15 protein-coding genes are annotated in these 14,956 nt (G+C 57.0%); 7 read left to right on the top strand and 8 right to left on the bottom strand.

The features are described from left to right. Positions 1–662 precede the first annotated feature (662 nt). The 5 genes from R5H30_RS21530 to R5H30_RS21510 all read left to right on the top strand — a co-directional run bounded on the left by R5H30_RS21530 (position 663) and on the right by R5H30_RS21510 (position 4,724). Positions 663–1,754 carry a tyrosine-type recombinase/integrase gene (locus R5H30_RS21530; protein WP_318330831.1) on the top strand — a complete coding sequence of 364 codons (1,092 nt, stop codon included), beginning with the start codon at positions 663–665 and terminating at the stop codon, positions 1,752–1,754. Then, positions 1,751–2,596 carry a hypothetical protein gene (locus R5H30_RS21525; protein WP_318330830.1) on the top strand — a complete coding sequence of 282 codons (846 nt, stop codon included), beginning with the start codon at positions 1,751–1,753 and terminating at the stop codon, positions 2,594–2,596. The genes R5H30_RS21530 and R5H30_RS21525 overlap by 4 nt, the downstream gene beginning before the upstream one ends. Before the next feature lie 126 nt (positions 2,597–2,722). Next, positions 2,723–2,920 carry a helix-turn-helix transcriptional regulator gene (locus tag R5H30_RS21520; protein ID WP_318330829.1) on the top strand — a complete coding sequence of 66 codons (198 nt, stop codon included), beginning with the start codon at positions 2,723–2,725 and terminating at the stop codon, positions 2,918–2,920. After that, the gene (locus R5H30_RS21515; RefSeq protein WP_318330828.1) at positions 2,920–3,144 is read left to right on the top strand and encodes a hypothetical protein; all 225 of its coding nucleotides are present in this window, start codon (positions 2,920–2,922) and stop codon (positions 3,142–3,144) included. The genes R5H30_RS21520 and R5H30_RS21515 overlap by 1 nt, the downstream gene beginning before the upstream one ends. 86 nt (positions 3,145–3,230) lie before the next feature. Then, the gene (locus R5H30_RS21510) at positions 3,231–4,724 is read left to right on the top strand and encodes a YfjI family protein (RefSeq protein ID WP_318330827.1); all 1,494 of its coding nucleotides are present in this window, start codon (positions 3,231–3,233) and stop codon (positions 4,722–4,724) included. 139 nt (positions 4,725–4,863) lie between these two features. On the opposite strand, the gene R5H30_RS21505 is transcribed toward R5H30_RS21510, so the two are convergent. The 4 genes from R5H30_RS21505 to R5H30_RS21490 all read right to left on the bottom strand — a co-directional run bounded on the left by R5H30_RS21505 (position 4,864) and on the right by R5H30_RS21490 (position 8,210). Continuing rightward, positions 4,864–5,007 (bottom strand): hypothetical protein, encoded by a 144-nt coding sequence (locus tag R5H30_RS21505; RefSeq protein ID WP_318330826.1) that lies wholly within the window; start codon positions 5,005–5,007, stop codon positions 4,864–4,866. A gap of 138 nt (positions 5,008–5,145) precedes the next feature. Further along, positions 5,146–5,589, bottom strand: coding sequence for a hypothetical protein (locus R5H30_RS21500; RefSeq protein WP_318330825.1), 444 nt, complete (start codon positions 5,587–5,589; stop codon positions 5,146–5,148). Positions 5,590–5,700: 111 nt separating this feature from the next. After that, entirely contained in the window at positions 5,701–6,075 is a 375-nt protein-coding gene (locus tag R5H30_RS21495; protein WP_318330824.1) for a hypothetical protein, read from the bottom strand. Positions 6,076–6,701: 626 nt separating this feature from the next. Further along, positions 6,702–8,210, bottom strand: coding sequence for a tyrosine-type recombinase/integrase (locus tag R5H30_RS21490; RefSeq protein WP_318330823.1), 1,509 nt, complete (start codon positions 8,208–8,210; stop codon positions 6,702–6,704). A 247-nt stretch (positions 8,211–8,457) separates the two neighbouring features. Between R5H30_RS21490 and R5H30_RS21485 the strand changes: the two genes are divergently transcribed. Then, entirely contained in the window at positions 8,458–8,859 is a 402-nt protein-coding gene (locus R5H30_RS21485) for a hypothetical protein (RefSeq protein ID WP_318330822.1), read from the top strand. Between the two features lie 4 nt (positions 8,860–8,863). Here the strand turns inward: R5H30_RS21485 and R5H30_RS21480 are convergent, their stop codons facing one another. After that, a complete protein-coding gene (locus tag R5H30_RS21480) occupies positions 8,864–10,117 on the bottom strand; it encodes a nitric oxide synthase oxygenase (protein ID WP_318330821.1) in 1,254 nt (417 codons plus the stop codon). Between the two features lie 29 nt (positions 10,118–10,146). Beyond that, a complete protein-coding gene (locus tag R5H30_RS21475; protein WP_318330820.1) occupies positions 10,147–11,712 on the bottom strand; it encodes a B12-binding domain-containing radical SAM protein in 1,566 nt (521 codons plus the stop codon). On the opposite strand from R5H30_RS21475, the gene R5H30_RS21470 reads away from it, so the two are divergent. Next, positions 11,711–11,893, top strand: coding sequence for a hypothetical protein (locus R5H30_RS21470; RefSeq protein ID WP_318330819.1), 183 nt, complete (start codon positions 11,711–11,713; stop codon positions 11,891–11,893). The genes R5H30_RS21475 and R5H30_RS21470 overlap by 2 nt on opposite strands. Positions 11,894–12,465: 572 nt before the next feature. Here the strand turns inward: R5H30_RS21470 and R5H30_RS21465 are convergent. Next, the gene (locus tag R5H30_RS21465; protein WP_318330818.1) at positions 12,466–14,205 is read right to left on the bottom strand and encodes a S1 family peptidase; all 1,740 of its coding nucleotides are present in this window, start codon (positions 14,203–14,205) and stop codon (positions 12,466–12,468) included. 5 nt (positions 14,206–14,210) lie between these two features. After that, a complete protein-coding gene (locus R5H30_RS21460; protein ID WP_318330817.1) occupies positions 14,211–14,777 on the bottom strand; it encodes a trypco2 family protein in 567 nt (188 codons plus the stop codon). Positions 14,778–14,956: the final 179 nt, after the last annotated feature.

Below are 14,956 nucleotides of genomic sequence, written 5' to 3'. Positions count from 1 at the left end.
TAGTGCTTCCGCGTCTTGCGCTTGATGCCCCTGACCAGCTTGTCAGCGGCGTCCTTCGATGTCCCGGATGTCTTGTTCATCTTCGCTCCATAATGGCTTCGATAAACCAGAAATCCTCCATTGCTCAAACCCCTAAATCTGTCCGGTGCGTGCTGACGTCAGACACGATCGGGCGATAAGGCGAGGCACTTTGATGGCGACGGTATCGACAAGGCCGAAGGCTGGCTGAAGTCGTGACGACCGGCGGTCAGGACCAGCCGGCCCCCTTGCCCTGACGACGACATTCTTGACGGTTTCAATCTCGGGCCGCACGCTTCAACCGGACACGACACTTGGATGCCTACGCTGGTGCAGGCAGACTGAAACACGTCTCGCCGCCTCTGAAGAAGCTCAATAAATGGCAAGTATTATCATATGCTTGAGGGTAAGATCTGATTGCTGCCGTTGGTGGACACTTGACGTCACAGAACGCATGAAATAGTTCAAGTCTGCCGAGAGCGGGCGTTGTGTAGTGGTAAGACCTCAGCCTTCCAAGCAAAGTGCCTGAGTTTCATCCAGCTTCATCTACTTGCTAACAGTTTCATTTCATTTCACAATGTCTTGCATCTGGTATCACCCAGTATCGCCAAGTTTCATGCTGTTTCCGACAAATTTCCGACAAAATGCCAAAGCTCACAGAGACCTTCGCGCGCAAGGCGCCACAGACAAAAACCGGCACTGACAAGCACTGGGACAGCGAGGTCAAGGGCCTCATCCTGTTCGTCGGGAAGAAGTCGAAGACCTGGTACTTTCAGCGGGATGTCGGCGGTCAGACCCGTCGCATGCTGATCGGACGCTTCCCGGTCATCTCCGCCGAGGCGGCACGACAAACGGCGCTCGGGTATGCCCTGGAATGGGGCAGAGGCTCTGGCAAGCGGATCCAGATCGGGGCGCCGACGCTTGAAGCCGCCATGGAGAGCTACCTCGCCCGTCCGAAGCTTCGCTCGGAAACCCACAAGATCGGAGTCCGGCAACAGTTCCAGATCCACCTCAAGGACTGGCTGCGCCTGCCGCTGGACGAGATCACCAAGTCCATGGTCGTCGATCGTCACAGGTCGATGGCGGCGACGCCATCCGGCGCCAACCATGTGCTGAAGTATTTCCGCACGGTCTGGAACCATGCCCGTCGGGTGCATGATCTGCCCGAGAACCCAACGGCGGCCATCGAGTGGTACGACGAGCAGCCGGACGGCAGGATCATCGAAGATCTGAAGCTCTGGCGGCAGGAGGTCGACGGCCTCGACAATCCGATCCATCGTGCCTTCTATGAACTGCTTCTCTTCACGGGCTTCCGGAAGTCGGAAGCCCTCACGCTGGAATGGAAGAATGTGCACGAGGGGCACATCCACCTGCCGATGACCAAGAACGGACGGTCCTTTGATCTGCCGATCCTGCCCGTGCATCATGAGATCTTGGAACCATTGCGCAGGCTCGGTCGCACTTGGGTGTTTCCGTCACCCAAAGCTGCATCGGGACACATCACCAGCGCCCGCAGTCTTGCCTGGAGCCCGCACGCGCATCGCCGCACGTTTGCAACCGTCGCAACCGAGGCGGGCGTTCTCGAGGAGGTGACCGGGCGCCTGCTCAATCACACACCGCTCAGCATCACCGGCCAGCGGTACGCAAAGCCTTCCATCGAGGCGTTGCGGCCGGCAATGCAGGTGGTTTGCGAAGAACTTCGCCAAAGATCTGGTTTTACGATACTGCGTTCATGAAGAAGAAAGAGTGGGAGCGCAGGATAAAGCTGGATCTTGAAGGAATTCAGTTGCTCGGTGCAGCGCTTACACTGCAAGCGAAAGAAAGGATGGAGAATTCACAAAAAGATCTTGAGCACCGTATTCTAGCTCTTCCGCACAAAGACGATTTGGACTTTTATTACGATATTTCGTACTACAGACGGCAATTGGACTACACGTCAAAAAATCTTCTGCATGTCAGTATGCGTACTGACGCACTCGATACTCCGAAGAAAGCATTCCGGAAGGCACGAAAACTTCTCGTAAAGGATTTTCAGTTTCGCTGGCATCACCTTCGAGATCACATGATTTTGGTGGGCTACATCACGGATGATGTCCCCGGTTTTGCTGCGAACTGGGACAGAAGTACCCCTATTTGCAAGCAGTGGGGTGACGACCCCATCATCAGCGCCCTTCAAGAAGTGTTCTTCTCTGAATACAGCCGGCTCACCGGACAGGACCCAGATGAGTGTTATGAATTGCGTACGGACCAGGATTTTCTGTTCTACCTTACGGTATGGAAGCTATGCGAACCCGAAAAAGGGCGCGGTCATCCTCCCGGACGCAGGTGGCAGGACGGAGTGGAGAATGCCGCTACATACGCCTACACGATAAGATCAGAAGCTAAGAAAGACGGCTTTCCCATCCCCACGGACGAAGCCATCCGGCGAGCTTTGACGAAGTACAAGCTCGTGTCCCCGAGGGAGTTTGAAAATTTTCCGGACAAGGAAGAAACGATTGTTACGGCCGCCGGCGCCAAACACGACAGACTGCAGGGCGCCATGAAAGCTGTGAGAAAGAAACTGGCGGAATGGGATTGAGGTGAAGGCACAAGCCTATTCTGACTGGAACGCGCGGTTCCCTAGAAAAAATTCATTACTCGGAAAATGACACGCGCCTGAACAACTGTTTGGTTCGAGCCACCAGTATATTCACGGAGCGTCCTTATGTCGTTAGATCTACAACATGACCGGCTGTTGACCCGTTTTGAGGTCGAGCAGCACTTTGCCATCCCGAAGCGCTATTTGGAGCTGGCAGGGCTGCGAGGTGAAGGCCCGCGTATGGTACGCATCGGTCGGCTGGTGCGCTACCGGCCCGCCGATGTTCGCGCCTGGATCGAGGCGCAGGCCACGGAGGGCAAGTAATGACCGATCTGGAAAAGACCTTCGAGAAAATCCGGGAACTGTTGCGAAATGCTGAAGACATCGATCCCATGACCGATGAAATTCTCAGCCATCAGCGCCGTCCGAGGACTGGCTCGGCACCGATGAGGACGGCGAAGGCGTCGCCGGCCGTGGACGACAGGAAAACCCGGGACCAGGCTCGCGACGTCTCGAACCGCCGTCCGCCCCCGGTCACGAAACCGTAACGCCAGAACAAGACCAGCAATCTCGATCTCCGCCATTTGGTCTTGGCCAAAATCCAACTCTCAACTAACATCCGGAAGGATAAGTAATGACAGACAAAAAGTCTGGCAAAGGGAGGAGTGCGTCCAAAGGACAGCAATCCGAGCTTCCGACGCCCCTCATCAAACATGAAATCGCAGCGACCGAAGTGCCGCTCGCCGATCTCGGTCCGATCACTGAAATTGTCGCCGCCATCGCCACGCTGACGCAGGCGCCGGTAGCTCTGGCGCTTCAGGCCGTCCTGGCCAGCATCAGCGCCAGTGCACAGGGTCTGGCCGATGTTGAAACTCTTGGCGGCCCATCGCCGATCAGCCTTTACCTGCTCAGCATCGCGGAGTCCGGATCGCGGAAGTCGGCCGTCGACCGGCTTGCGACGCGGGCGATCCGCGAGTGGGAGGAACCGCGTATGCGCGACTACCTCGCTGTACTGAACCGGTTCCATCAAGCGGAGGCGTCGGGCGCGAAGCGTTCCGGCAAGAACCTCGTGATTGAAGACGAAACCCATGAAGAGCCCGGCGTGCCGCTCACGGAACCTGAAAACCCCAAGCTGATGTTCGAGGACATCACCTTCGAAGGCGTGGCGCGTCATTTCGAGAATGGTCGGTCATCCATCGCCATCTATTCCGACGAGGGCGGCAAGATCCTTGATGGCTACGCCATGAGTTCGCAGAACCAGGTCGCTTTCTGTACCGCACTGTCTCACGCTTGGGACGGCAAAGCCATAACCCGAGTGCGGGCTACAACCGGATCGACTTATCTTCCGGGCCGCCGGATCGCCCTGCATCTCGCGGTCCAGGATCTAATCGCGCAGAGGTTTCTCGGCAATGCGGAGATCCGGGACCAGGGACTGATCAATCGAATGCTGATTGTCCGGCCTGACAGCCTCAAGGGAACGCGTTTGATCCGCAACGATCCCGAGACCCTAGCTCGGAACGCGGCGGCACGAGAGGTTCTCAAGCTTTTCGACGCATCGATCGCGGATCTGCTGGCTCAGGATATCAAGTATCGCGACAAGACCTCCGGCGAATTGGAGCTCAGGCTCCTGACGCTGGGACCAGAGTCCAAACGGCAGCTTGTCGATTTCTACAACCTTGTCGAGTGCGAGAAAATCGGAGATGGCTACTTCGCCAACATCTCCGGTTTTGCCGACAAGGCGCCCGAACAGGCCGCCCGGCTTGCTGGGAATCTCGCCTTCTTCACTGACCCGGAGGCCACCAGCATCGCACCTGCGATCATGTCGGTGGCGATCACCTTGATGAACTTCTACCTCGACGAGGCGGTTCGCATCCTGGACACCGGCAACATTCCCAAACGGTTGCTTGACGCTGAACTGCTCAAGGATTGGCTTTGCAACCGCTGGAAAGAAGACCTGATCGATGTCAGGGCGATCATGCGCTTCGGCCCAAACTCGCTGAGGTCTTCCTCCCAGGTTCGGGAGCTCGTGAAGCTTCTGGAGGAGAACGGGTGGCTCAAACGTCTGGATGGCAGTCACTACGTCAAGAATCACAAATCGAAGTCGGCTTACCGCATCGTTCGCCCTTGAAACCATGGCAGCGCACAAGGCAGGCATTCCATCCGAAGATCTTCCGGGCCCTACTTCGGGCCCGGATCCTGGTTCTACGGATCCCCCTCACTCCTTCGCAATGTCGCGGATGTCGCGAGAGTCGCAGGTCATATGCACCTCACTGGAGCTTGACGACGACGAGCTCGATCACTTCGAGGAGCGGGCCGCCATTTTCGAATTCCTCGATGAGTGCGATCGGGCGACTGCCGAGCACCGGGCCATGCACTCGGTGATGGCGTTCCGTTGGTGCAGGAGAAAGCATCCTTCAAGCCCCAAATATTGATGGTTCACGACAACTTGAAAAGCGTCGACAGTTGCTTCGGGGGGGCGGTCGAAAGTCTGTGGCCTTTGATCGCCCCGACCCGCCCTGCCCTCATTCGCAGATTTTTTCTTCTTGCGCTTAGAAAATTTGGAACACCGCGTCGTGGCATTGCTTCTTTCGGTTTGTTTGGCGACAAGTGGCAGCCTTGATAATTTCCGCAAACAAACCAGATACTTGCAAGGCATCAATTTGCCGTCCTTGTTTTTCAATCTGACTTTTCGGTTCATGAGCTGGATTATTTTTACAGCCGCATTTCAAGCGTTTCACGAGGCAACGCCGTAGCAGGGACCTATCTAGAAAAAGGCACTTGAATGGCTGCCATCGACGGACGGGCCGCTCTGGATCCGGAAGTTCACTTTCTTCAGGCGCATTATCCTCCGCAGCATTAAGATTCGCGGCTTCGAAAGGCACGAGGGTTTGTCCGCCGGCCCGCAACGTTTCAATTGTAGAGAGGAGCGATCCGCCTTCGTTGCAAATTCTTCGCTCGACATCGGATTTGGAGACACCAAGGTGTTCACCCAAATGCTCGGCACGAAGCCTGGTAGTCCTTTTTCGCAATGCGTTTGTGTTTCAGTATCCGCCAGTGCCTCTCGCTGGAGGTCCGTCGAAGCGAAGTCTCGTGTCTGACTCCGACTATGATGCGCAGCGCGTTTCCATCGCGTCGTACAGCGCAGCTTCCAGTAGCAGGTTTTCTTCCCGCCAAACTTCGCGGATCAGCAAGGCCCACCACTTGCGCTCCTCAATCGAAGCCATTTTGGCCACGCGATCGATCTGACTAAGAAAGTCCTCTTTCGTTGGAAGATCCGGGGTATATGCCGGCTCACGATACCCGATCCGCATAATCGCCTTGCCGACAGCTTCATAGCCCGAGATCATCAGGACAATCGAAAGTCCCAGCGCGGCGCTTTGAAGATTATTGGCACTGGCCAGAATGGAGGCCACCCGCCGATCTAGCGATTGTGTTTCCACCATAGTTCGAAGCAATCCAATAGTTGAGCGTTCGAGCATTTCACCCCGTAAACCCAGCATGTGAAAGTGTCTCAAATGTGGCAGCCAAACTCGATTACGAGCGGCGAGTTATCTTCCGGCCGCAACCATCAAAGAAAAATGAAACTCAATTTCATATGTGGTTGTGATCTGTGAGGGTCAAACGACGACAAATCTAATGAAGGCGCGAAAGGCGTGATTCCGTTGCGCTATCCGCAGGAGCAGAACCCGAACTTCCGGTACCAAATGTGACCCAGGCAAACACGCCGCAAAGTAGCGCCAAGCCCGCCAAGGATGTCCGTTTGCGGGATGCAGAGATCACGAACAGCCCTGCGACAAAGGTCAGAAGCAAGGCGATTTCGCTGGTCACCGTAACAGCCCTTCGGATGTCAAACTGAGGAACCAAATGCGCCGGCTACAGATGTTCGAGTGCCGCGTCGTGCGCTCAACGTAACCCGGTCTTGTCGAGGCCGGAGATCGTGGTTCCGTGAGCGTGGCGAAGGTGTCGACAGGAGACATGGTTGCCGCAAGCATGAATTGTATCCCCGTGGAATACTTTCATTCAAAGGCAGAATTCGTTAACAAACGGTTAACGCCAGCGTTGAGCGGTCAGCGGGTGCTTTAAGCTCCACGATTGCCGACTACCGCTACATTTGGACCGAACTGATCTCTCTCGCTGCAGCATCGAACACCTGACTCACTTCGCGCACCGGTGTGGCAAGCGATTTGCCGGAGGTCAAAGGCGACTGTCGGACATGCGCGTAGTGCCGCCAGTCATCGGTCTGCAAGCTGCTCCAAAGCTTCTCGAGCTCGGGCTTGCGACGGCGGGCCTCAGTGGCCTGGTCAGCGTCAAGTGGGTTGAAGCGCCTTCGGATTTGGTCTTCCCGAAACTGCTCAGCGAGATGACCGTAAGTATTGCTGACCGTAGTTGTCGACGCATGGCCAAGCTGCTTGGCGACCACTTCGAGCTGAACTCCGGAGCGGATCAAGTCACTTGCGTACGTGTGCCTGAGCCCGTGAAACACCAAATCTCGCGGCAGACGCGCTTTCGCAACGGCGCGGCGGAACAGCTGCGTGTGCTGGCGACGCCAGGGCTTTCCCATATCCGACAGGAGTACGTGATCCTGCGCGGATTTGCCTTCACATTTGGAGAGAAAGAACGCCATGCCTTCGTCGGGCAGAAAGACGAACCGCGCAGGAGATTGTTTGAAAGCGCCGATCCGCAGACCGAAGCCTTGACGCCCCACGTCATTGACAATCAGGTTTCCCAGTTCGCCGACGCGGCATCCCGAATAGAGTGCTGCAAGAACGAGATCACGCAGAGCTGGGGTGCAATGGGCGAGCAGGCGCCTGCATTCGTCCCTGTCGAGGAAGATGGTGCGCGGCGTATGGTTGACCGGGATACGTTTCAGACAGCGCCACGGTCGCTCAGACTGGATGGCGGCATTGTCCCAGGCGTGCCGGAATGCCATCTTCAGGATCGTGACAAGCGAGTTAAAGGTCCGCTTGCGCCGGCGCAGCTCGTCCGCTGTCAGGGTTTCGATCCCGACCTTTCGCTTGTACTCCGAGAAGCCATATCGCGGAGGTGTTTCCAGCACTTGCTGTGCCAGATCGCGCAAGTGGCTGGCACAGAATTTTTCGAGGGGCAGGTTGGCCAGATGTGGCACGAGATGATGATTGATGAGAACCAGGTTGTTGTAGTGTCCGCCCGGTGAACGCGCGATCCTCGTCCATTCGGTGTAGTCACGCAGCGCATGTCCCACGGTATAGATGTCTCCTATCGGACAGATGCTGACTTGCCTTGTGCGTCCAAGGTCTTTTGGCTCGCTGGCCATCGAACGAACCGCGCCGGAATCGAACCATTCGAAGGCCCGCGCCAAAGCGCTTCTGAGTGATGTTGTGCCATGGCCCGTATCCAGCGCCGGGCCGAGGCACTTCTGCCTGTAAAGCTTCTCCTTGGTAAGGATACGCGCGGTCCAGTTGCACATGCTGTCGTCCGGCCGGTGGATGCCGAGGTGTCGACACCGGTAGAGCGTGTGCCAGTAAGGAGACGGACGAAAGGGCAGTTGGGAGATTTGATCCGCATCGGCAAATCGGCAAGGATTGATCTGTTGCTGTGTCAGCAGAAAGCGCTCTGCACGGCGCAGATAGGACATGGTGCATTCCTCCAGCCAGGTGTTTGGAAACCCCGAGGATAGCGCACACACGAAAGCTCCGGACTGCCGCTGGATGTCGTTAACTTCGTCTTAACCAATTTCTTCCATCATCGCCGGAACAAGCTCATTGGAGGATGACCATTGAATCCGAGCCGCGAGTTGCGCCTGGAAGAAGCTCTGCTGGAATACGTCCAGCGCTTCGGTCTGACCGACAAGGCGCGTGCTGTGCTTTGCGAAGGAGGCCCCAATGAGCGACAATGCGCAAAAGCCGGATCTGACCGACCTGGCCGTCATTCGGAAGCTGCCTGAGCGTACACCACCCCACTGGATGATCCTAGAATACTGCCGGCACCTGGGCATCCAGAAACCGAAGGATCGACCTGTGACCTGGCTGGCTCGTGTCCGCCGCAAGGACGGCGGATATACCCAGTACCGCCTTGCGGTCGCCATCGACAGCGACAGATGGGTTACGAAACCGGAGCGCGCCCTTGCGCTGGCCAGGGAGTGGTTCGACTCGACCGGTATACGGGACAGGGCATCTTCAACAAAGCTTGGGCCTTGCTGGCGAAGAGAGGCCTACACATCCATGAAGGACAAGAGCAGCCGGACAGGTTCATCCGTAATTCGATCCACCAGATGCCAGGACTGAACTCCTAGCCACGTTGATACCATCTCCGCCAGGTACGCCTCAAATCGTCGGTCCTCTGGACCAGTCGGGAACGGTGGTAGTCTCCGTAGAACGGCATCAAGGTTCGTCCGTCCTCGCCGCGGCTTCGATAGTAGTTCGGAACCGCAGAGTGATCCTTCATCGGCATATGGAACACATCGCAGGCGGCAGATGCCTGCGGAGGTACGATCCAGGACCAGTTGGCTGCAACCCGGCGCCCTGCAATGTTCTCTCGAGAGACAAATTCCATGAACTGATCACTGGCCGTGTGATGATCCACCAAGGCGACGCCCGCCTTCTTGAAAGAATGAACCACTGCACGGTTCAGTTCCGTCAGAGCTGTGTCCTGCCAGAAGGAGGTGCCACGTGCCTCCGGCTGCATTCCCAAGGCCCGCGCAACGTCGGGCAATTTGTCATAACGGTCGCGGTCCGCCAGATTGCGCGAAGCGATCTCGGTGGACATGTAAAAGCCATTAAATGGAGCACAAGGATAGTCGACCCCACCGATGGTGAGGATCATGTTGCTGACTACCGGGACCGCATGCCAGCGCAGGCCAAGCCTAGAAATGGCATCGCAGTCGGGGTGTGAGATGGGGACCTCCATCACGCTGCCTTCGGGAAGGTCCATCAGAACCCGGCGGTCGCTGGCGTCGCGCAGCAGCACCGGCAAGATGTCGAAGGCTCCCGGCCTTTCGGGAGCCGTCCAGCCAAGCGATCTGGCGATGCGGGTGACATCGGCATTCCGACGGTCACCCAGCTGTCGCCCCTCTGGTGCAGAGTGACAGGCATACTGAACCAGTTGGGCACTTTCCACATAGGCCGGCAGATACACACCCCTGACCGGAGCGAATATGGTGATGGTCGACCGAATGCGTCCACCATTTGCGGCATGCACCAGGTGACCCGCCAGCCTGTCCGCCATGGCATCGACCTCGGTCACATGCCTTGCATCGAAGACCTCGAGACTTTCCCAGAACAGCCGGCCGATGCATCGTGCGTGATTGCGCCAAGCCAAGCGCGCCCCAAAGGCCAGTTCCTCCGGGGTATGCTCGTAGTAACCGTGGCGCAGAAGGCCGCGACTTACTTCTGACCATCTGCGACCGGCAGCTGTTTTGCCTATCTGAAGGGCATCAAAATACTGCCTCTGGAATATCCAGGCCTCCTCGATCCGATCGAGAAGTGACAGGCGTCGTAGGCGACGCGAGAGGGATCCGCCGACAATCGGATTGTCGCGCCTCATCCGGGGCAGGAGGTGACGCCATCCGCCGTTCACATCAGCCCGTCGAATTGGCGCGCGGAAGGCCGCAGAGGACGGCGATTGATCTCGTGTACGACGCGTAAAAGGCGTGCCTTGGCGCGCCGGTAGGATCGGTCCTTGGCTTCCTTCCACTCATAGCGGGCGAAGGCCCTTGATCCCACATTGGCCGTGACAGACATCAGGTCGTTAGATCCGCCGTTTCGCATCAAAGCCTCGTGCAGCGGTGTTCCGATCGGCAAGGAGAAATCGCAGAAGCGTATGCGATCCAGATAGGGGGCGTGCGCTTCCAAGAACCGGGCAGTCAGTTGCATGTCTTCCGCAGTCTCGCCGGGGTAGCCCTTGAACATCGAACAGCGTATCGAAAGGCCTGCCTCGTAGGCATGCCGGATGAACGCGCTGTTTGCCTCGACGGATGATCCTTTTCGCATTGCGTCCAGCAGGCGCTGGCTACCGGACTCCAGTCCGAAGTTGATCCGTCGCATCCCACCTTTCGCAGCAGCGGCAAGGTCGGATCTCGACAACCCGTTGTCCTTCCGCATGTCGACATGAACCGTGCCGATCCACTCAGCATCGCGGACGTGGCGGCGCATGCCGTCCGCGAGCCCGCGGAACATGTTTGGGTAGGAATTGAGCTTGAGATCTATGAACAGGAAGTTCGATGTAGAATGTCGCCGTGACTGTTCTTCCACTTCCAACAGGACGTTCTCGACCGATCTGGTTCGGAACGTCCGTCCACTTGCGGAAATCACGTCGCTGCAGAACGTGCACTTGTCCCACTGGCAGCCCCGCCCAGTCATCATGGGCACGATGCGCACCGGATAGCGGTCCCATGGAAAGTCCGTGAAATCTGCAAAGGGCACGCTGTTCAGCGGTCTCAGCGGTGGTGTGGGAGTCTGCGGGGATCCCGACGGAAGCGTCACGCCCGGAAGCCGGGCAATAGCCGCCTCTCCGCCCCGGATCAGGGCTTCGACCAGGTTTGCGACATGCAGTTCCGACTCCCCGCCGACCACCGCCGTCACACCTGGAATCCTCCTCCACTCGGCCGCGACCTCGGGAAGATTGAACATAGGACCGCCCAGAATCATGGGTATCCCGCGCTCCGCGGCAAGATCTGCTATAGCCCGGACAGCCTGGCTATGGTTGAGATAGGCCGACACCAGTATAGCGTCTGTGCCGTCGGTGAGTTGTCGAGAGATTTCGCGAAGGATTGCAGGGTGCGGCCGATTGCGGCGCCATTCCCTGGGTGCTCGCGACAGTTCCCGCGCAAAAACAACTAGCCGTGAATCCGAGAGCCGGATCCGCATCGAGAGGTAGTCCTTGAAGGTCTCGGCACGTTCTCTTTGCACACCTGGCACATCGTAGGCCAATGGGCACAGAACCTGTACGCGGTGGCCTCGCTGGCGAAGGGCAGCGGTGAGAAGTCCAATGGCAAGAGTCGGAAAGCTTGCGAACTGGTTCAGGTCGACCAGAAGCACGTCTGGAGTGTTCGTGCGCTGTACGGTAGCCGACGCAATCGGCTCGAACGAACTTACTGCTCTGAACCGCGCTTCACCGGAGCGTTTGACCGTCACGTCCATGAAATTCGCCCTAATCAAAAATGTCTTTTTTCAAGCAGATAGTCGAAGAATGTTTGTCCCGAATCGATTGGACGGCTTGGAGACTTTAGAGACCTGCCCGTCGGCGGCAAAACCGGAAATGAAAGATGCAACCAGAGATGGTTTTGACACGGATATGCGTCCAGCCGGAACAAGTGGCTAGGATCAGGCCGGCCCTCTGAAATGCGGCATCTCCGCAAGACGCACGGAAGATGACCGCGAGGACCACTTCGGCCGATCCACCATCCGACGCCAACATGCAGCGACCCCGAAAGCGATCGACTGCGGAGAGAACCTTGAACCCGGCGAAGACGCGGACCTGAAACAGAACCCTTGACCAGTGCGATTAGAGAACTTCAGTGGGGGAGGATCAAAGGAGCGCTGGCGAGTGTGCTCTCGGGACGTTTTGCACTACGGTTTCTTAACGGGGATCAAGTGTCCAATCGCTTAAGACGTCACAGAAACACACTTCTGCTTTGGCTTGAGGCTGTCGATCGCTGCAACGGCTATTCACAATCAGAACCCGACATTGGAAGCGGCAAGAACGAGCGAACGCATTGCCGACCTTTGCGACATTGTCGGCAGCGCAGCATGCCCAGACATGCTCTCTAGCATAAGCGTCCTTTAAAAGCAAACTGGATATTCCCGACGTCCGTTCGAAGGGCGAGCCGGCGGACAAGGCCATTCCAATCGCTTTAGAAGACTGTGCTACGTTCGCCGACCCTATACAAATGACTAAATCTGCCCGTCTATCTCCATGGCCTGATACAACTCGAGACCGATTTTGCCATCCAACCCAGTAAGCCCAGTCTGATGGCCGAGCCATTTAGGCGGAGCCTCGGTTAGCAGTTGTCGCGCGAAATCCCCGGCGACAGCATTTGAGGCGTTGCCGATGGGAACATAATTCTGGTTTGCGGATTTGTCGAAATAGTCGTCCCGCTTGCTCACGTCGAAATCATAACTCTGCGCTACCCATTCAGCCCGGGCGCCGTTTGCCCAAGCCGTCGCCCAGGCTTCGGCGGCCGAGTCATGTTGGTCTAATTTCGAGGCCACGCTCGCAAAGGTGGTCAGCGCCTGTGCTGACACCTCAGGCACACGCTCTTGGCCCAAGGCGGCCGAGATCAGAGCGGCTGTCGCGCTTTCCTGCAAAAGCTTGGTTGTATTTGCTCCGTGGGTCTGCCCCGCTAAGGCGAAGAGGGAGTCGGCAAGGCCCTTGAATGTAACCGGAGCTACAGGATTAACTTCTACGGCGAGATCCGATGCGCCCAGGACCGCAAACTCCAACTGCTGCTGCTGTTCCAGTGCCGAGGCCCGATAAAAGAACACAGCCTCTTTCAATAGCGCATTTTTTTCGAGACTGTCTTCCGTACGAATTGCTTTGGCATAGCGGGTATCTGCCGCGCTTCGCAGGGACGCTTCGCGCGTCATACGTCTGGTCAGATTTGGTACAAGCGCTGCTGCTCCGATCTGGCGGCCTCTTATAGCGTGCCAGACCGGACAATTGAATGTCGCCTGAATCCACGCCCGAACCGTGTCTTCGTCGAGATCAGGCAGCAACGTGGAGTCGGCCAGAATGGACATCATTGCCATCAGCTTGAGATTAGAAACCTTCTCGTCGGTCCGGGCGTCTCTGAGGAAGTTGGAGAGTTCTAGCTCATCCATCGAGAAGAGTACCTCAAGGGTCTGCTTTATCTCATCCTCAAGATGCTCTGACATCCAAGCACTAAGAATTGCGCCCGTGCAGTGAAAGGGGAGGATCTCGCCCACAACCCTGTCCCCCTCGGTACGGCTGGTGAGCACCATTCCGATCGCCCGCGCGTTATATGCTTCAACCACAGGCCCACCGGAATCCCCGGCCCCTACATCATTGAAGTATTGAAGACGGCATTTGGCAAAGCGGTCCCGACTGACTTTCGCACGCTGCACACTTACATCGAATTCGTATGCATCGCTAACGCCACCGAAATAGGACAAAACTTTCGTTTCCGCGAACTGTTCAGCGTCAAAGCCCAAACGGAAGCTTTGAAGTCCACTGGGGATATTCCCTTCGATTTTCAGGAGTGCGATGTCACGCACGACATCATCCTTGACGGTTTTCGAGTCGTTCCCGCCCTCCAACTGCAAGCGGTCCAAAACCCGGGCGGTCGCCACAGTCCCCGTTCCACCGCTTTGCAAACCCGGAAAATAAAGATCCACTTCGTCCCCCTCCTGAGGGAGATCGCCCAAAGCGTCCTTAACGACATGGAACGCCGTCAGGACAAGGCCGTGGGCGATGTCGACCACGAAGGCGTTGCCGGCATAGGGCGCATTCCGGTCGTGTGGATAGACATGGGCTAGTGCATAGCGTTTCAGATCGTCGTCATAGAATTGTGTCTGGTAGTGCTGCGCGTCGCAAACATCGCTGGCTTGAGACGGGAGTGCGACGGCCGAGATCGTTCCAGCGACTATCAAGTTTCTTAGTCGAATTTGCTTCATTGGCTTCAATCGAATTTCATGACGATCTTTTGCAACCGGTTTTCCGAAAGTCCCGCGCTGATCTCTGAGGAGAACGGGGGATATGCGAGGGCGACACCCGCATTCCCGTCGGAAACGACCGCGAATTCGAGAGTGATCACGAAGCTCTGCGCATCAAGAGGCGGCGATCCGTTGATCGCCGCGGACCGCGCGGCTGCCCCCGCGAAGATCGCATCCCCGAGTGCTTCGCGGATCTGGGAGGCGGGCGAACGAGCATCATCCGCTGAGGCCGGCGGCGGTGTCAGTGTCATTTCCACCCGGGAGGTCACGGCGGAGGAGTAGGAAGCATCAGCCCGAAACATCCAAAATCCGGTACGCCCAGACACTTCGCTGGTGTTGATCGTGTTCAACACCAGTTCCACTTTGCTGAGCGGCAGCATCTGGTCCTTCGCAAGGGATTTTTGCGAGTCAAGCAAGGCGCCCTGGACCGCGTCTATCATTGAAGTAAGCGATATTTCTTTTGGAGCCGGATCTTGAGCCAGAGCCGGTCCTGCAGTACCGAGCATCGCCATAACCATCGCAACACGCAGCATTAGACTATATCCTTTTCCTTCGATTTTTTTTGGTGGTCAATATTTCTGCCCAAAAATAGCGCTGAGAAAAGCATCGCGGAAACAAGGGAATGCTTCAAGAGCTTTTGACTACACGCCGAACAGAGAGTTTTGTACTTGCGCGAGCACGCGTCCACCCATTGCCGCGGCGTTGTTGCAGA

The sequence above is a fragment of the Roseobacter sp. FCG-D35 genome, assembly GCF_033436665.1.
Classification (GTDB): Bacteria; Pseudomonadota; Alphaproteobacteria; order Rhodobacterales; family Rhodobacteraceae; genus JAWQFO01.
The sequence above is the reverse complement of the archived record's forward strand: the minus strand, read 5'-3'. Positions and strand labels throughout refer to the sequence as shown.